This is a genomic window from Arthrobacter sp. Y3223065 (genome assembly GCF_059090885.1).
In genome coordinates this window covers 189,495-204,092 of sequence record NZ_JBNHGC010000007.1, presented here as the reverse complement: position 1 = coordinate 204,092, position 14,598 = coordinate 189,495, and the positions used below count along the sequence as shown (strand labels likewise).

The 14,598-nt window shown below is 61.2% G+C and carries 22 protein-coding genes; 15 read left to right on the top strand and 7 right to left on the bottom strand.

What is annotated here, in order from left to right; translation table 11 throughout:
- The first annotated feature begins 77 nt into the window (after positions 1 to 77).
- The 3 genes from AC5RUK_RS17125 to AC5RUK_RS17115 all read left to right on the top strand — a co-directional run bounded on the left by AC5RUK_RS17125 (position 78) and on the right by AC5RUK_RS17115 (position 1,817).
- Positions 78 to 770 carry an HNH endonuclease family protein gene (locus tag AC5RUK_RS17125; RefSeq protein WP_494152942.1) on the top strand — a complete coding sequence of 231 codons (693 nt, stop codon included), beginning with the start codon at positions 78 to 80 and terminating at the stop codon, positions 768 to 770.
- A 162-nt stretch (positions 771 to 932) separates the two neighbouring features.
- Complete coding sequence (locus AC5RUK_RS17120) at positions 933 to 1,238, top strand: hypothetical protein (protein ID WP_494152941.1); 306 nt, start codon at positions 933 to 935, stop codon at positions 1,236 to 1,238.
- Positions 1,239 to 1,472: 234 nt separating this feature from the next.
- The gene (locus AC5RUK_RS17115; protein ID WP_494152940.1) at positions 1,473 to 1,817 is read left to right on the top strand and encodes a hypothetical protein; all 345 of its coding nucleotides are present in this window, start codon (positions 1,473 to 1,475) and stop codon (positions 1,815 to 1,817) included.
- Positions 1,818 to 2,085: 268 nt separating this feature from the next.
- Here the strand turns inward: AC5RUK_RS17115 and AC5RUK_RS17110 are convergent, their stop codons facing one another.
- Positions 2,086 to 2,532 (bottom strand): hypothetical protein, encoded by a 447-nt coding sequence (locus tag AC5RUK_RS17110; protein ID WP_494152939.1) that lies wholly within the window; start codon positions 2,530 to 2,532, stop codon positions 2,086 to 2,088.
- A 433-nt stretch (positions 2,533 to 2,965) separates the two neighbouring features.
- Here AC5RUK_RS17110 and AC5RUK_RS17105 point away from each other — a divergent pair, with 433 nt between their 5' ends.
- Entirely contained in the window at positions 2,966 to 3,574 is a 609-nt protein-coding gene (locus tag AC5RUK_RS17105) for a hypothetical protein (protein ID WP_494152938.1), read from the top strand.
- Between the two features lie 74 nt (positions 3,575 to 3,648).
- On the opposite strand, the gene AC5RUK_RS17100 is transcribed toward AC5RUK_RS17105, so the two are convergent.
- Positions 3,649 to 3,855, bottom strand: coding sequence for a DUF4177 domain-containing protein (locus tag AC5RUK_RS17100; RefSeq protein WP_494152937.1), 207 nt, complete (start codon positions 3,853 to 3,855; stop codon positions 3,649 to 3,651).
- A gap of 158 nt (positions 3,856 to 4,013) precedes the next feature.
- Between AC5RUK_RS17100 and AC5RUK_RS17095 the strand changes: the two genes are divergently transcribed.
- The 7 genes from AC5RUK_RS17095 (at position 4,014) to AC5RUK_RS17065 (ending at position 7,067) form a co-directional block, all read left to right on the top strand.
- Positions 4,014 to 4,187: a hypothetical protein gene (locus AC5RUK_RS17095; RefSeq protein ID WP_494152936.1), complete on the top strand. Its 174-nt coding sequence runs from the start codon at positions 4,014 to 4,016 to the stop codon at positions 4,185 to 4,187.
- 39 nt (positions 4,188 to 4,226) lie between these two features.
- Positions 4,227 to 4,352 carry a hypothetical protein gene (locus tag AC5RUK_RS17090; protein WP_494152935.1) on the top strand — a complete coding sequence of 42 codons (126 nt, stop codon included), beginning with the start codon at positions 4,227 to 4,229 and terminating at the stop codon, positions 4,350 to 4,352.
- A 580-nt stretch (positions 4,353 to 4,932) separates the two neighbouring features.
- The gene (locus AC5RUK_RS17085) at positions 4,933 to 5,187 is read left to right on the top strand and encodes a hypothetical protein (protein ID WP_494152934.1); all 255 of its coding nucleotides are present in this window, start codon (positions 4,933 to 4,935) and stop codon (positions 5,185 to 5,187) included.
- Positions 5,184 to 5,516: a hypothetical protein gene (locus AC5RUK_RS17080; protein ID WP_494152933.1), complete on the top strand. Its 333-nt coding sequence runs from the start codon at positions 5,184 to 5,186 to the stop codon at positions 5,514 to 5,516. The genes AC5RUK_RS17085 and AC5RUK_RS17080 overlap by 4 nt, the downstream gene beginning before the upstream one ends.
- On the top strand, positions 5,513 to 5,728 hold the full coding sequence (locus AC5RUK_RS17075; protein WP_494152932.1) for a hypothetical protein: 216 nt from the start codon (positions 5,513 to 5,515) through the stop codon (positions 5,726 to 5,728). The genes AC5RUK_RS17080 and AC5RUK_RS17075 overlap by 4 nt, the downstream gene beginning before the upstream one ends.
- The gene (locus tag AC5RUK_RS17070) at positions 5,721 to 6,347 is read left to right on the top strand and encodes a hypothetical protein (RefSeq protein WP_494152931.1); all 627 of its coding nucleotides are present in this window, start codon (positions 5,721 to 5,723) and stop codon (positions 6,345 to 6,347) included. Before AC5RUK_RS17075 ends, AC5RUK_RS17070 begins: the two co-directional genes overlap by 8 nt.
- A gap of 165 nt (positions 6,348 to 6,512) precedes the next feature.
- Complete coding sequence (locus tag AC5RUK_RS17065; RefSeq protein ID WP_494152930.1) at positions 6,513 to 7,067, top strand: hypothetical protein; 555 nt, start codon at positions 6,513 to 6,515, stop codon at positions 7,065 to 7,067.
- Positions 7,068 to 7,131: 64 nt separating this feature from the next.
- Here AC5RUK_RS17065 and AC5RUK_RS17060 read toward each other — a convergent pair whose 3' ends face one another.
- Positions 7,132 to 7,446 (bottom strand): hypothetical protein, encoded by a 315-nt coding sequence (locus tag AC5RUK_RS17060; protein WP_494152929.1) that lies wholly within the window; start codon positions 7,444 to 7,446, stop codon positions 7,132 to 7,134.
- Positions 7,447 to 7,898: 452 nt separating this feature from the next.
- On the opposite strand from AC5RUK_RS17060, the gene AC5RUK_RS17055 reads away from it, so the two are divergent.
- The 3 genes from AC5RUK_RS17055 to AC5RUK_RS17045 all read left to right on the top strand — a co-directional run bounded on the left by AC5RUK_RS17055 (position 7,899) and on the right by AC5RUK_RS17045 (position 9,906).
- Positions 7,899 to 8,333 (top strand): hypothetical protein, encoded by a 435-nt coding sequence (locus AC5RUK_RS17055; protein WP_494152928.1) that lies wholly within the window; start codon positions 7,899 to 7,901, stop codon positions 8,331 to 8,333.
- Positions 8,326 to 9,141 carry a zeta toxin family protein gene (locus tag AC5RUK_RS17050; protein WP_494152927.1) on the top strand — a complete coding sequence of 272 codons (816 nt, stop codon included), beginning with the start codon at positions 8,326 to 8,328 and terminating at the stop codon, positions 9,139 to 9,141. The genes AC5RUK_RS17055 and AC5RUK_RS17050 overlap by 8 nt, the downstream gene beginning before the upstream one ends.
- Before the next feature lie 189 nt (positions 9,142 to 9,330).
- A complete protein-coding gene (locus AC5RUK_RS17045) occupies positions 9,331 to 9,906 on the top strand; it encodes a hypothetical protein (protein ID WP_494152926.1) in 576 nt (191 codons plus the stop codon).
- Between the two features lie 25 nt (positions 9,907 to 9,931).
- Here AC5RUK_RS17045 and AC5RUK_RS17040 read toward each other — a convergent pair whose 3' ends face one another.
- Positions 9,932 to 10,618, bottom strand: a complete 687-nt coding sequence (locus tag AC5RUK_RS17040; RefSeq protein ID WP_494152925.1) for a phosphotransferase — start codon at positions 10,616 to 10,618, stop codon at positions 9,932 to 9,934.
- Positions 10,619 to 10,796: 178 nt separating this feature from the next.
- A complete protein-coding gene (locus tag AC5RUK_RS17035) occupies positions 10,797 to 11,213 on the bottom strand; it encodes a hypothetical protein (protein ID WP_494152924.1) in 417 nt (138 codons plus the stop codon).
- 264 nt (positions 11,214 to 11,477) lie between these two features.
- Between AC5RUK_RS17035 and AC5RUK_RS17030 the strand changes: the two genes are divergently transcribed.
- Positions 11,478 to 12,443, top strand: coding sequence for a PASTA domain-containing protein (locus tag AC5RUK_RS17030; protein WP_494152923.1), 966 nt, complete (start codon positions 11,478 to 11,480; stop codon positions 12,441 to 12,443).
- Between the two features lie 1,041 nt (positions 12,444 to 13,484).
- Here the strand turns inward: AC5RUK_RS17030 and AC5RUK_RS17025 are convergent.
- The gene (locus AC5RUK_RS17025; protein ID WP_494152922.1) at positions 13,485 to 14,024 is read right to left on the bottom strand and encodes a hypothetical protein; all 540 of its coding nucleotides are present in this window, start codon (positions 14,022 to 14,024) and stop codon (positions 13,485 to 13,487) included.
- Between the two features lie 314 nt (positions 14,025 to 14,338).
- Positions 14,339 to 14,575: a hypothetical protein gene (locus AC5RUK_RS17020; protein WP_494152921.1), complete on the bottom strand. Its 237-nt coding sequence runs from the start codon at positions 14,573 to 14,575 to the stop codon at positions 14,339 to 14,341.
- Between the last annotated feature and the right edge of the window lie 23 nt (positions 14,576 to 14,598).

Below are 14,598 nucleotides of genomic sequence, written 5' to 3'. Positions count from 1 at the left end.
CCTAGCACTATGGCTGATACTGGGCCAAAAACAATGTCGACGTCAGGATTGTGGGTGGTGCTTCATACACTGCCGTCATGAGCGAACGATTGCACCGACTGGGCCCGATCGAGCGGGCGATTCGTACGAAAAATTCCGACCTACTGCTGAAAACCATTCGGAAGCGCTCCGAGATTGATCCCGAAGATCCGGAGTCCTGCTGGGTCTGGCAGGGAGCTAGACGCGAGAACGGGTATGGCTATACGGGTAGGCACCAGACCAATCGTCTCGTCCACCGAGTTGTCGCCTGGGCAGCTGCAGGTTTCCCGGGTGAATACTCGCAAGTGCCGGCCATTCACCACGTCTGCGCCGTCCGCCTATGTTGCCGGCCGGAACACTTGGTGCCAGTGAATGCAATCTCCAACGCTGCAGAAGCGTTGGCCCGGAAGGCTTATATCGGCCGAATCGACGAGCTGACCGAGGCGTTGCGGAAGGCTGACCCGAAACACGACCTGCTTCAGCACCCCTGGTGGGGTACTACGTCAGTCCCAGTTGCCATGCAGCGCTTAGGCAAGAGCGAAACGGAACGTTGGCAGGTGCGCCGCACCGCGGAGAAGGCGGAATACGCCGCCAAACGACAGACGCATGCAGCAATGCGCTATCGGCAGGTGCTGGAAGTAGACCGATTGAAGGGCAGGGGCTTGACCACGAAGGCGGCCTTGGCCCGCCTGGGGATCGCCCGCTCAGTCTACGACGATTGGAAGAAACGGCTGGCGGATGAAATCGCCTAGGACTCTCCGCCTGGGCGAACCCTTAGAGCCACCGTGAATGCCGGAGTGACAGCCCACGCAGCCGCCATGTCCACGCGGACCCGCTGCTATCTCCATGTTCGTTGAAGCGGCGACGAACGTCTGCCAGGAGGAACCGGTCGCCGCCTTGGTGGAGATCGCCCTATGAGCCGTTATGAAATGACGGACGAGGACACCGGGGTGTTAAAGATCCGCACCTTCTCAGGCACTTTGCATCTGCTGGATCTGAACCCGCCGACCAGGACGCTCACCGGGCTCCCGCGCGAGTGGGAGCCCAAGACCGACTCGGAGAGGCCGTGGGACATTTCGGATCTGCGTCGTGAGGCTGAAACGCTGCGCTTGCTGAGCGTCCATCATTTGCGGGTGGGGGAGCGGGCAATTCTGGTCGTCGACGTACGTGAGGATGGCATCGCAACCGTGCGGGAAACACCGAAGGTCCTGTCGCATTAACCGGAGAGCGTTGAGCAGTTCGGCCGTCAGCTGTCGCTGGGTTGCTTCTGCCATCTTTCCAGTGTTTCCGGGGCGATTCTAGGCCGTGCTCTTTCTGCAGATGCCTATGAGGTTTCCTATCGTCCTAAGGCCGGCAGTCGAGTCGCCCGCCGACAGCGCGCTGCAGCACCAGGGGAGTTTTTTGCGCCTAGAGTTAGTTAGACATAAAACAACTATTCCGGTTGGGGGAAACCCTTGAAGAAGCTCTCCGCCGCCGTAATGATGATTACCCTTGCCGTTGGTGCCACCGCCTGTTCGGCCGAGCGCCTGACGGTCTCCGACTCCTGTGACGAGATCTTGGCCCTGGCCGCCCGATCAATGACGGAAGCCGGCGGAGAAAACCCGACCGATGAGCAGGCGAAGGAGTTCAGCAAAAAGTTCGACGAGCTAGCCAAGCGTGTCGCTGAACCACTGGAACCGGCTTTGAAGACAATGGCTGACCGGCTCGCAGAAGGCAGCCCTGCCAACGTGGACTGGACCGAGGAGGCCGAGTTGGCCAACGAGCAACTCAAGAACACCTGCCCGGAACTGGCTGGCTAGGCCAACCCCGATCGATCGCCCTCTAGGTTCCGCTGGCAAAGGCTGCCGCCCCTCGGGAGGTAGCCTCTGACCGGTGCCACTCTCGTTACAGCACTCCCCTTTTCACCGCATTGGCAGAAGTGTGGGCAGCGGCGCTCGGCCGTCTGTCGACCGCTCAAAGGCAGCTCTCGCCCTGGCCAGAGCTGCAAGATCCCCAAATATCCAACGGGCTCGCCCGTCGGCGTGGAAGCGCAAAGCGAATGGGTAGCAAGTCGCTGGCATCATTGTCTTACTTTGGCATGTTGTCTAGCTGGTGGGAGATGAAGTAAGCGTTCCCCGATGCCAGTTCTGTCTCAGGGATCTCTTTATCTCCTTGCCTTTCGAAAACCACAGTGTAGAAGCTTTCTCCGGCTGGCACGTCAGACACCGTGAAAGGAAAGAGACAGCGGTAGCCGGAATTCGTATCGCTTCGATCCTCGAACGTACCTTCACCGAGCTCCCCCATAGCTACCGTGATGCCCTTGGCTTGAATTTTCACAGGGTCTCCAGGCTTAGGTGACCTAACGTTCATCAGTTGACAATCCGTGTTGTGATAAACCACTACTTCCTCCAAGGTTCCCGCGGCTTCAAACGTCGCGCTCTCTTCGATTGCACCAACGGATGGCGAGCCGCATGCAACTAAAGTTGATAAGCAAGCTGCGGTAACTGCTGTTTTAAAACTGTGCGTTCCCTTCATTTGTCTTCCCTTGATCGAATGACGGTTCTGACATTCAATCATTGAGCATGAAGCTTCGAGGAATGTCGACGCGCTGATCCGAGCACGCAGGTTGCATATTGCCGGACACTCGGTGCTCATGGAATTGTGCCGTCGACGAGGTAAGTCGGGTAAGCGCACTCTTTATAGACTGCATTGCGACTGCGTCCGCTGGCTCAGACGCCACATCAGCGGCGAGGTGTGGATGAGGCGCGAGGTCTCTCGTTGCGCCACGGAACACGCTAGATTGTTCAAAGCCGGAGAGCAGGGGGAGGAAACGATAAGCCGCCCCTATTTCAAGGCTTCCCGCAGCGCGGGCCAAAATCCGCGCGGACACAGGGCGGTTTCATTTCAGGAGCCGCCGGGCTTGCTACTTTGGCCCTAGGATGAAACGAAATATCACCTTGGGGGAATCATGAAACGACTGGCAACTCTGGCTTGTGCCTTCATCCTGCTCGCCGCGACAGGCTGCGGAGCCCCATCTGCGACGGAAGCAGCACCGGCTCCGGCCACCAGTGCCGCGCCGGAAACGACGTCGGCGGCCACCGCTACGCCCGAACCGACCGCTGAAACCCCGGCCGTCCTCAGCGATGAGGAAGCCGGGCAGGTTTACCTTGAAGGCGTCTGCCCGCGGAACGAACTCACCGGCCAGCTGTTTGAGCTCGTCGACAGTGCCTGGGCCGGGGATCAGGCCGGCTACTACGACACCGCCGCGTTCGACCTGGACAAGGCGAAGAAGATCGCCGGCGCCCAGCGCGATGCTAACCGGGCCGCGGTCGACAGCTACGAGGAAGCCCTCTGGCCTGAAGACGTCCAGGACACCGTGGAACTGTTCGCCGAAGGGCTCTACGGCGAAATCTCGTGGCTGAACCATCTGACCACCGCCCCGGATGCGGACAACTTCATCCACAACTACAACGCGGGCCCAGTGATGGAGGACGTTTCGGCTGCCTCGCAGAAGATCCGCGCCAAGCTCGGTCTCTCCGCCGACGTTGTGGAGTCCTGCAAGGGGCTAAAAGACTAGCCGGCCCCGACGGATAGCCCCTGTTCCGCACGCCGGAGCAGGGGCTTTCTTGTGCCGTCGGAACCGATCAGCGTTTAGCTGAGGCTCTCGAACACCATCGTTGCCTGGATGCGGTCGCCGCCGCCGAATCCCTTGCTGCCGCTGCTCGCGGTGGTGATCGTGTGGAGCCGGTAGCCCTTCGCGGCCTGATCATTGATCGCCTGTTCCAGGGACGTCAGGTTGCCCGAGCCGCTTCCGATCAGCTTTTCCTTGAGGACCATCTGCAAAACGACGTACTTCATGAAACGTTCCTTCCGCTGCCGGGCAATTGGGAGCAATGCTACTTGATGCGTCGGGGTGCTCTTCCGCAAGCTCACCCGCCACACCGGGCGTACCTTATCCACGCCTAATAGCAGATGCTGCTCTACGCTCCGATTCTCACCCGGGTAGCCTTGGGTTCATGACCGAAATTCATGCCGTCGCTGCCAAGCTGCTCCAGGATCTGGGCCGGACACTGGTTGCAGGCATAGCGGGTGAGCGGGATCGTGCCCTCGTGGAGGCATGGGGAAAGCCTGACGGGCCCGTGCCGTCGCCGAAGCAATCCGAGAAGCTGCGGCTGGCGCTGGAGGTCTGAAACACGGTGGAGGCCGCCGAGGGGCCGGACATTACTAGGATGTGGTTCATTGGTGACAACCCCTTCCTCAACGACATCGCCGTGAACGCCATCCGCGAGGACCGGTTTAAGGCTGTGCGAACTGCCGCCGCGCAGATGGCAAGTCCTGAACAGATGGGACTTTGACGTGGACATCGCCAGCATCGCGGCCTCGCTGGCCGAGGCGTTGACGCCCGCCCTTACAGCGTCCTTGGCTGGCAGGCGGGATCAAGAAATAGTCCAGGCCTGGATAACGGGAACTGTTCAGCCGACTGCCGGAGAACGGGACCGTCTGGAAGAAGCCCACCGCGTCCTTACCGCCCTCGAACAAACGCAAGGCTTACGTGTGGTCCAGCGATTTTTCACGTCGGCCAACCCGCGTCTTCACGGTGCCAGTCCGATTCGGGTTTGCCGGGAGGGCCGCTTTGAGGAGCTAGCAGTCGCGGCAACTGCACAGCTTGAAAACGCCTGGGACGGGTGAGGTGTGCTGACGCTCCGGAGGTCCTGATGAATATGAAGAGGGGGATGCCGAAACTCCAGGCCACTGGGATGGGGGCGCCCTTGTGGTTTCGCCCGCCCCGACCGGCGTCCGTGCTGGCGCATTAGAACGTCGGCTTCCATGAGATTCGGAAAACTCTCGCTACAGAGCCTTCTCGTCTTTTGTTGGCTGCGGCACCGTTGGACATGTCTAATTCCATGCATACGCATGGATGGATATGCTGTGGGGATGGAATGGATTGATGAGCTGACGGACAGCTGCTCAGGCGTTTACGTCGTTGATCACGCGCCGCAGATCCGGTACGTCTTCGATCTCCGTGCCCGCCTGTTTCTCTCGCATTACGGCTGCATCCAGCGCCTGCAGAGCATAGAGGTGATGAAGCCGGGGGAGTTGTCCGCATTCACCGTCGTTGACATCGAGCAGCGCACAAGCCGAATGCGTAGCGTCACCCCTGTCTTCAGGATCTTGGAACTAGTGCCATGAGCCGACGATACGAACTGACCGATACGGACGCGGGTGTATTCAAAATCCGGACTGCCTCAGGTTCGGTGCACCTCCTGGACCTCAATCGACCAACACGAACGATTACCAGACTCCCGGGGGAGTATGCGCCGGAATCCGATGAGATCGGGCCCCTGCCGACTGCCGAACTCCGCCGCGACGGCGAAACGACAATCATCCTGATGGTCGTGAAGCTGGTCGTGGGGGAGCGGGGCGGATTCTGGATGGACGTTGTCCAAGACGGCAGGACCGCGACCTACCGAAGGACGACGCCGGTCGTCAGCATCGAGAAACTGGAAGATGAGAAATGAGTTTCGAAACCCCCTTTGACGGGCTGCCGGCACGGGACCCGGACCGCATCCCTGTGATCCTGGACCTCGTGCGGCGGGAATGGGAGAGGCACCCTGACGAACGATTCCTGCAGCTCGTCGACAACCTGCAGGACCGGCTGGGGGTCCGCGGCCGCGCGCGCTTGCTGGAGGATGACGAGCTGATCGTGCTGCTGGAGGATCAGAATGGCTGAGCGGGAAGTCTACGGGGCCGTTCGGGAGCTGGTTGAAGTTTTTGGCGCCGAAACAGTGGCACGCATGGCCGGAACCGGCAATGAGCAGAGCCCCCTCTATTGGTACAACGGTCAGCTTGGCATGAACAATAACGAGCAGGAGCGTATCGAATTCGCCTACGGTATTTGGATCCAGCTTAAGGATGTTCACGGAGAAGACCTGGCCCGTGGTTGGATGACCAGCGAGCATCTGTTGCTTCACATGACGCCGGCCGCAGCCATCGGATTCGGCAGGGAAAGAGACGTTGAAACAATAGCGGCGGCGTTCATGGAATCCCCGTCACCAGGCCCAGAAGGCAGGCCGCACTACCGGATCCCGGTCATCATGGATCTCCTGCGACTGGAGTGGGAAGGGAATCCGGACCGCAGCTTCCAGGACATTATTGAAGACGTTTACGAGCGGGCCGGCGAAGAGGCGGACGACCTGGACGTGTTGCGCGCCTTGGAGGAACGCGCTTACGCGGAGAAGGCACCCCCAGTGCCCGGCGTCTATTCCCTCAAACCGTGGGTAGCGCGGACTTTCCCTTCGTCGAGCAAGGTGCGGGAGCAGCGCACCGGCTACGCAGGCGAATCAGAATGAGCTGCTCTGTCTGCTGCGTGAGGAATATAAGCGCCGCCCACCGGGGCCGGGCGTGATCCCGATGATCCTGGAACTGATGGAGGAAGTCCGGCGCTCCGGTAGCGATGAGAGGGCCGACGGGGCGCTCATCCAACTGCTGCGCTCTCGATCCGAGGAGATAGGCAAATGAGCGCCCACGGCATGATCGGATTCATGCTCAAGGTCCTGCGTGATGAGCTGGGCGAGGAGGCTGTTGCCGCCCTCGCCGGTGTGACGCCAGATGAGATGCACGGCTGGTGGAAGGGCGGAAAGCGGCCGTCCTTGGAGCACATGGACCGCATCCGAGCTGCCTTTAGGCAGCGAACCGACCCGCCCAGAGGCGACTGGGCAGAAGTGGTCAGCAACTTACGGTCGCAGGGAGCCACGGAGTTTGACGAGCTCGTCAACGTCTTCTTCTTCGTGGAGGCTGATCCTGACGTAGCCGCGCTGGCCTGGCCTGAACGCCATAATCATCTCGCGGAGGTCCTGCTGGATAACGGCTGGACCCGCGGCTCCAGGGAGCTCACCATCTTGCAGCGCTTGCTTGAGCTCGCGCACACGAATGAGTGGAAGCCTCGTCACGCGCTACGTTGGCTAAGTAGCCCGAATGGCTTGCTAGAAGGGGGCCTCCCCCTGGATCTCTTCGATGATCCGGAGGCGCTGCTTGATCTCGCCGCGAAAGACTTTCAGCGGCCCTGGTGACCAACGGCGAGGGCGCCACTAGGGTTTCCATAGCGAAATCCTATTGGCACTTTTTCGTCGGTGCTTACGAGGCCAGCTCGCTCCGGATTTCGCGCATCGATTCCCTTACCGTTTTCGCCTCCGGGAAGCGGCCCTCGACGACATCGTGCCAATCCTCGATCGCAACGGCTGCGCCCGGTACGATCCGCTCCACCTCTCGCAGGAAGGCCGGCCGGGTTAGCTGGCTCACGGTGCGGCCGCTGCCTACCCGCACGACCAAGTACAAGTCTGGTGCCTCACCTTCGCTGGCGAGGTTCGGGTCAGCGGTCCACACCGCGTCAAAGGCGATCTGTCGACCGGCTCGCAGAATCTTGGCCAGGTGCGCCTCGGTGATCTCCATGGCTCGATCCTAGCCGTCCCAGGCATCTTCCAGCCGCACGAACCGTGCTGCGCTTAACTCATCGAGCAGACCGTCGCGCAGAGCCGCCACAGGCGAGCGACCCGCAAGCCGCGGGTTCACCACAGGGACCAAGTAGAGGCTGCTTGTCGCCCAATCATCTCCTCGACTCCAGCGAATGCCTCCAAGGCAAGGCGCAGGCGGTCCTGCACGGCTAGAGACGGCTCCAGTTCCTCGCGTGCCCAGGCCTCGACGCTTCCGGGTCAAGATCGACCGTGGCGTCGGCAACCCGACCTCCGGGACGATGCTGAAGCTCGCGGGCGCCCTGGGCCTGGTCCTCGGCCTCGTCCCCGCCAGAGAGGGTTCAGCAGGGGTTGAAGGTCCGCCCGCACGACCTTGATTCATTTTGAATCAAACACTAGGCTGAATATACGACCAAGGGAGAGGATCCAGCAATGTCTTTGAAGACCCCTCTGGACCGGAAACTTCACCGTGAGGCCGAAGTGCGCCAGGCTCGGGCCGCCATCGACCGCCTCGACGAGATCCGGGGAGCGCTCCTGGCCGCCAATGCCGGCCGCAACCAGCGCGAGATCGCTGACATCCTCTGCACCAATCAGGCCAAGGTGAACCGGATGCTGATGGCCGCGAAAGCCGACCCGTCGGTCGCCGAAAAGACCCCACGGGAAATTATCCTTCGGGCTTTCGTCGACAAGACGCCGCGGAAGGAGCTGGTCGAAGAGTTAAAGAAATTCCCCTACACCTTCGGGGAAGACGCCCCGTATCCGCATGAAGGCCGAATCCCAGGCACCTGGGACCAGGTGTTGGCAGCTTACGTTCAGGACATGATCACCGAGGAAGAGTTCACCGAGATTCGGAACGCGGTTGGCTGACCTCCGGGATTCCGTGCATGCCGAGCTCTCCTTTCTGCTGTCGCCGGAAGGGGAACTCGGCGCCGCCCCGGCGCGCCTGGACTGGTTCCTCGACGATCTGGCCGTGACTAAAGCCGCCAAGGCCTACCGTCGGCTTGACCAGAACGTGCAGCCCGGGAGCAAGGCTGTCGTCGTGACGGCGGGCCCACCCGGGGCTGGTAAAAGCAGGGCCGTGGAAGCCATGGGCCTCACTGGCTACCGGCTGATCGACCCGGATCAGGCCAAGGACCTGTTGCTGAGGGACGCCGAAAACCACGGCCTCCTCGAATACCGGAACAAGCATGTCCTCGTGGACGGCAAGCCGGTCAGCATGCGGGAGCTGGCATCGCATGTGCATAATGCCTCAAACCGCGTTGCAGCAGTGGTCAGGGAGGTCTCCCTCAATCTCGGCGAGAACATCATCCTCGACGGCACACTCTCATGGGCGCTTCTGCCGAATCAGTACGTCAACGAGCTGCAGGATGCCGGCTACGGCAGCCTTCAGGTTGCCTCCGTGGAAGCGGCGGTGGATGTGGCTAAAGAGGGTGCAAGGGTGCGCTGGTGGGCGGGCAGGAACTCCTCCGATCCCATGGGCGGGAGGTTCGTGCCAGACAGCTTCATCGAGTCCTGCTTCTCCCCGAACGGCTCGACGTCGGTCTGCTCCCGGAACGCAGAAGTGCTGGCAAGGGAAGCCGGCGAGAGGCTCGGCCTCGGCGAGCTCAGGCGGTACGAATACGATCCGGCAAACGGCAAGGTCCACCTCGTCTCCCGGGTCGAGTTCGCGGGGTAAGCGACCAGGCGGCCGGCGGGTGCTGGCCTCTCAAATGCCGCCGCCCAGGAGACCGCACGGAAATGTCCGCGCCCATCGAGAGCCTGTGCGATCCAACTTGTCCACGACGCCGCATATAGCAAAGAATGATGCCACCGGCGATCAGCCGGAGAGACCGGCCGGTCATCGGCCCATCGAATGGGGGTACATGTGCCAAAGCGAGCGGTAGTCGACACGAGCCTGTTGCGTCGGTCAGAACTGGTCGAGTACAAGCGCCTGAGGAAGATTGCGGACTCGGCCGAACTCGTGAAGATGGTTGAGGCCTCGAACGCGCCAATGGCTACCGTCGCCGCCCGCCGTCTCTGGGTCGCCCGCCTGGTATACGTCATCGTTTGGATCATCGGCATCGTCGTCGCTGCGACGGTGGGTGGCGCGATGTACGGATCGGCCTTCAGCATGGGCGCAGCGATGTACACCGCGTTCACCCTCGGGTGTCTTCTGGGCATCGCATACACATTTCAGTCGTCGTTTGCGGCTGACAGGGCGAAAAAGGACGCGCTGCGTGCGGTCGACGAGTACCTCCAGAGCATTGGATACGCGAGCAGACGGGAGCGGGCTCGCGACTCCGACCACGACGACTTCCAGTTCAAGTCTCGCCGGCAGATGGATGACGAGTGGTTCGGAGACCACGGTGAACTGAATTCGCGAGATCGCGAGCAGGCCGAGATCTTCGGCATGGACGCGGATACCTACGTGAACAACTTCTTGGAGCACGACAAGGACTGAGGCACTGGACCGGCAGACGCTCAGATCATGCGGCGAGGGCCTGCGCCCGGCCGGCGGCGGCGATCTTCGCGGCGATCCTGCGCAGTGCCAGGGCGGCCTCCACCTCAGCGGAGGTGAAGTCGAACTGGCGGAGCAGGCCGGCCGGGGTGTAGCCGGTGTTGCTGCCGGTCCCGGCCCGGTTCAGCAGGTGGGTCAGGTCCCAGACGGTCGGCGCCCAGCAAACCGTGCTGAGGTCGCAGAGCATCGCCCGCCGCTCCAGGTTGAGCACATTGTCGGCGTGCGCGTCCCCGTGGACGGGGCTCCACCGGGTCGCCGTGGCGAATAGGGTCTTCAAGGCGTTGTCGTATCGGTCGCGCAGCCCGTCGGCGAGGGCGGCGTCCGGCAGCTCATCCAACCGGACGAAAGACTTGGCCCGGTCCGTGAACACCGGCAGTTCCGTGTCGGGACGCCAGAGGTGGACTTGGTTGAGCACTCGGCCCCACCGCACCGCGGTCACCGGTTCGCCGGTGCCGGTCACGAACGGCAGCCAGAGCACCGCCAGGCCTTCCTCGGGCAGGACGGCCAGGGACAGCGGTTCGATGACCGCCCCGGTGGCGCCCAGCGCCTTGCCGAGCTCGAACTCACGGGCCTGCCCGGCCGGCACGAACGCCGAGGTGCCCAGCAAGCCGCTGTTGTCGACGGGCAGCTGCTCTTCGATCGCGCCGATGCGCACTCCTCACCCTTTTAAAAGAGGCACCAGCCCTCTAGAAGACGTGGCCCGGAGGATGCTGCGCTTCCTCGACCGCTCCCTCGAATACGGGAGCGAGTGGCTCCTGGAACAGCATGGTGAACGTGTCGCGCTCCAGGTCGTCCGGCTGAAATGGCCCTCGAAGGACCGGAGAAGAGCCAGCCTAGGAAGCTGGCGCCAGCTTGCCCTGATGGTAACGGATGGAGCCCAAGTAGTGCTCCATCCAGAACTCATCTTTCTTGGCTGCCGACGCGCCTTTGGGAAGCTTGCCACGGGTGACGGCCAGATTGTAGAAGCCGGGGCCCGGTTCGCTGAGGTTCAGGTACCGCACGAGGGCGGTGAGCAGGAAGGGGTTGCCGGCGGCAGCGTCGAGATCGGCGATCTCACCGAGCAGGTCGCCCATGGCATTGCGTTCACCGGGTGAATCGAAGTCGAATTCGCGCTGGCGGGTGCGGCGTCGAAGCGTCGCGTTCATCTCCGTGTAGGAGGTGTCCACCCCTTGCTTGGCGCGCTCCTTCAGGAATTTCCAGCCGTGTGCGGCTAGTTCGTTCCACTGCTCATCCGTGCGTCCGTGCCGCATTTTCCCCTCCATGGATTTTTCCGGAAGTCTAAACGATCGCAGGGCGCTTCTGATGTCAGCTTGGCTAAGCCAGAACGCTGTCCGTCACAAAGGGGACTGGCATAACGTTTCAATTACGGATTAACGTACCGGAAGGGGTTCCTTCCAACGTGCACACTCTTTGGCTATAGCTTTTGAATGGACATGTACAACGGGTAGCAGCCTGTTGGGGGAACTGCCGAATCTCGCTTCGGATTCGGCCTTGATTGGGAAGGCGCTGCCGCCTTGAACAAAAGAATCACTATAAGCGCTGTCGCTCTGACGGCACTTCTGCTGGCAGGGTGCAACTCCGCTGGCACCGACCAGGCCGCCGAACCGTCGGCCGCGGCCGCCACCCAGTCCGGTCCGCCGAAGATGCCGCATGTAGTCGAGCTGACTTACTTAGAGGCCAAGAAAGCGTTGGCCGACCTGGGGATCGAAGGCTACGAGGTCGTGACTGACGGCCCTGGCGGAGAGGCCCAGGACGACTGGGTGGTTGAGGCGCAGTACCCGGCGGCTGACTTCATGGTCAACCATCCCGACGGCGTCGAGCTGACCGTTGTGGACCCGGATGAATCTGTCGACGACAGCGGAACCTTTGAGGGAACTACGACACTGACCATGTCCGATAAGGACGTGGACGAGTATGGGTACACGCTTGATGTGTCCTGGGCCATTGACGATCCGCAATCCAGCGACATCATGCAGGCCGAAGCACCCAAGCTTAATCACTCCGATCTGTCACTGAGCTCGAGAGGACACTTTTCCTTCGAAAATACGACTTCCGGAACTGGTCGTTCCATTCATCTTGCCGGAGGCGACAGCATCGACGTCGCGGCCATTTACCCGGACGACAGCCCAGTCTGCACTTACGGGGAGAACGTCGGATTGGAAGGCAAGTGCGCCCTGGACATGGGGTTCACCGCGGTGCTGAACTTCGACGGTGGTTCCATGACCGGTGTGCGGCTTGAACCCGGTGAATCTATCTCTGCCGGCAGCGTGGACTTGGAACTATCGGTGAGCAATGTTCCTGCCAAGAAAGTCCAAGGTGTGGCAAAAGCACTGCTGGCCTACGAGGATCTGGTTGTCTACGTAAAAATGAACGATTATGGCTACAAGAGCACATGTGATGAGGCTGCAGTGAAGGACCTGGATTACGGCTCTCTCTACTTACCGGTCGGCGCTATTGGCAGCGACTACTGCAAACAGTAAAACTGTGGGAGGCCCTTCGGGGCCGCTCCCGGCCACGTAACCCCAACTTTGATCAGCCCGACGGCGACACTGCGTCGAACCGGATCGCTGACCCAGTGTCGGACCGGGTCGCTGACCTAGTTCGGGAGTTGGCGCTCAACAATAGCCAGACTGTCACCCATGATGCGACTCAGTCCTGGGAATCGTTGCCTGGACAGTACGTGGGGAGTTGCTCGCCGCAAATTTCGGCAGCCTTCTTGTTACATCGCTTGAGGCCGCTATGGGCGAGGCGGAGGAGCGTGCGAGAGTCCGGTGGTGGAAGGGGGGCACCACTCCTCCGACATGGTCACCTGACAGCCCGCGGGCTGCCGGAGCTAAGCGCAACTCCTCTTCACGCGTCGGAAAGGTGCAGTGCAAGTCTGACAAGGAGTATCTTACGAGCTCGGAGGCCGGGAACATCGGCAGCCATGAACCAGCCGCCCGCCGGCGCCGTGCGCGAAAGCCAGCTTGGCCCATGCCGGGAAGAGTAACCGGCGCTGCCGCGCTGTCTTGCAAGAATCTACTCCCGGCGTCTTGGTCACTTACAGGGCATGTCACTGCAGATGAGACACACGCTTTGCACACGCTTTGGTCGGGAACCGGCGGGAATTGCCGGGATACGATGAAGGCCTCATATCCGCATTTTGCCTAGTCAAATCAGGGGCTGGGGATCTGTCGGGAACCGGCGGGAATGCCTTTACCGATAACAGGGGGTCGCCGGTTCGAATCCGGCAGGGGGCTCCACGAACCCCTCTCTGACTAGGCAAGACGCCAGTCGAGAGGGGTTTCTTGTGTCTGTGATAGCGAAATCCAAGGGTGGCGGCGGCATCAGAAACACGGCAGGTCGCGCGGTCATATGGTGTGTCTTGGGTGGGCACCATCGTGTTACTTGGTATCTGGATCAGTCGACTCGTTAGGGCTGCGCCATGACAACGAATAACGGGCCGTCTGGGGGATAGGGTCCGTGGACGGAGGACCAGGCTCGAAGCGTTGCAATCTTGGTTGGCCTTGGGCCGACTTATCTCAGTGGGCGATTAGAAGTTTTACTGCGACGATAACGCTGGCGACGATGGCAAGAGCGATACCGCCCCACAGTGCCCCTCCCTTGGCGGACCTGCCGGTCAGCCTTTGGACGACAAGGCCGATGGAGGCTAGTCGGACCAGGATCAGCGCAGCTGCCGCGGCAAGTCCAAGCCGATCGTCAAACCTCCCCACCGCAGAAAGGCTGACCATAGCCGCTGGCATCAGCCCCGATGTCAGGATCGGGCCGGCATCCATGACTAATCGAAGCATTTCCGTTCGGGAGAGTTTGCCGCCCACTGCTGATGCACTGAAACCGTTCGCGAGGATGTGAGCGCAAAAGGTGGTCAGCGCTGTTCCTAGGATGTAGATGAGAGCTTCACCCGTGCGGACCGCGGACGGAGTGGAGGCGACAATGGCCGCCAGCACCAGGACATTGCCGTACACGTAGGCGGAGATCCGGCTTACTGCTCTTGGTCGATTCACCTGTCCGTCGGTCCGACGGCGCAAACCCCGAATGAACAATGGTTCGCGGTTGGTCATGTCTATAGCCTATTCCGGTGCAGAGCCTACTGATTTCCGGTGAGGACGGACTGGACGGCCGTAAGCGTTCCTACCTGCGTCCGCTGGTGCTGCTGTCGTAATGGCTCTACAAGGACCGATTTCCCCTGGCGGCACGTCAGCTTTGAGATCTTTGGTTGGTCCCTGTGCATCGTGTCCGTCGTAGAGGAGTGCTGACGCCGGACCGAAGCGCATCTCGTCCAAATCGTCCTGCCTAATCTGGCTGGGGCACAGGATCACACACTTGGGCGGTTGCGTGGGTCTTGTTCTTGTTGTGAAATCGGGCATTTGGCGTCTCAACTGCGGATGACTCGGATGCTGTAGTCGACACTGTCCAGCATGCTGCGGTTGCCGAACGGTTCGTCCTTGATCCAAACGACTCCCATTTCCGGGGCAGTCTCTTCCACCCGGCCGCGGTAACGTACTCCGTCGGGGCTAGTGGCTTCAATCTGGTCCCCGCGACGAAGAGCGGAGACGTCATCCAAGCGGGCAGGACCGGGGGTAGGCTCAAGCGGATCGGTCTCGGAAATCAAGAAGTTTTTCCTCTCTCTAGCTG

Coding starts and splice junctions, on each gene's coding strand:
- AC5RUK_RS17125 (WP_494152942.1), top strand. CDS start 78: ATGAGCGAACGATTGCACCGACTGGGCCCGATCGAGCGGGCGATTCGT.
- AC5RUK_RS17120 (WP_494152941.1), top strand. CDS start 933: ATGAGCCGTTATGAAATGACGGACGAGGACACCGGGGTGTTAAAGATC.
- AC5RUK_RS17110 (WP_494152939.1), bottom strand. CDS start 2,532: ATGAAGGGAACGCACAGTTTTAAAACAGCAGTTACCGCAGCTTGCTTA.
- AC5RUK_RS17105 (WP_494152938.1), top strand. CDS start 2,966: ATGAAACGACTGGCAACTCTGGCTTGTGCCTTCATCCTGCTCGCCGCG.
- AC5RUK_RS17100 (WP_494152937.1), bottom strand. CDS start 3,855: ATGAAGTACGTCGTTTTGCAGATGGTCCTCAAGGAAAAGCTGATCGGA.
- AC5RUK_RS17095 (WP_494152936.1), top strand. CDS start 4,014: ATGACCGAAATTCATGCCGTCGCTGCCAAGCTGCTCCAGGATCTGGGC.
- AC5RUK_RS17090 (WP_494152935.1), top strand. CDS start 4,227: ATGTGGTTCATTGGTGACAACCCCTTCCTCAACGACATCGCCGTGAAC.
- AC5RUK_RS17085 (WP_494152934.1), top strand. CDS start 4,933: ATGGAATGGATTGATGAGCTGACGGACAGCTGCTCAGGCGTTTACGTC.
- AC5RUK_RS17080 (WP_494152933.1), top strand. CDS start 5,184: ATGAGCCGACGATACGAACTGACCGATACGGACGCGGGTGTATTCAAA.
- AC5RUK_RS17075 (WP_494152932.1), top strand. CDS start 5,513: ATGAGTTTCGAAACCCCCTTTGACGGGCTGCCGGCACGGGACCCGGAC.
- AC5RUK_RS17070 (WP_494152931.1), top strand. CDS start 5,721: ATGGCTGAGCGGGAAGTCTACGGGGCCGTTCGGGAGCTGGTTGAAGTT.
- AC5RUK_RS17065 (WP_494152930.1), top strand. CDS start 6,513: ATGAGCGCCCACGGCATGATCGGATTCATGCTCAAGGTCCTGCGTGAT.
- AC5RUK_RS17060 (WP_494152929.1), bottom strand. CDS start 7,446: ATGGAGATCACCGAGGCGCACCTGGCCAAGATTCTGCGAGCCGGTCGA.
- AC5RUK_RS17055 (WP_494152928.1), top strand. CDS start 7,899: ATGTCTTTGAAGACCCCTCTGGACCGGAAACTTCACCGTGAGGCCGAA.
- AC5RUK_RS17035 (WP_494152924.1), bottom strand. CDS start 11,213: ATGCGGCACGGACGCACGGATGAGCAGTGGAACGAACTAGCCGCACAC.
- AC5RUK_RS17025 (WP_494152922.1), bottom strand. CDS start 14,024: ATGACCAACCGCGAACCATTGTTCATTCGGGGTTTGCGCCGTCGGACC.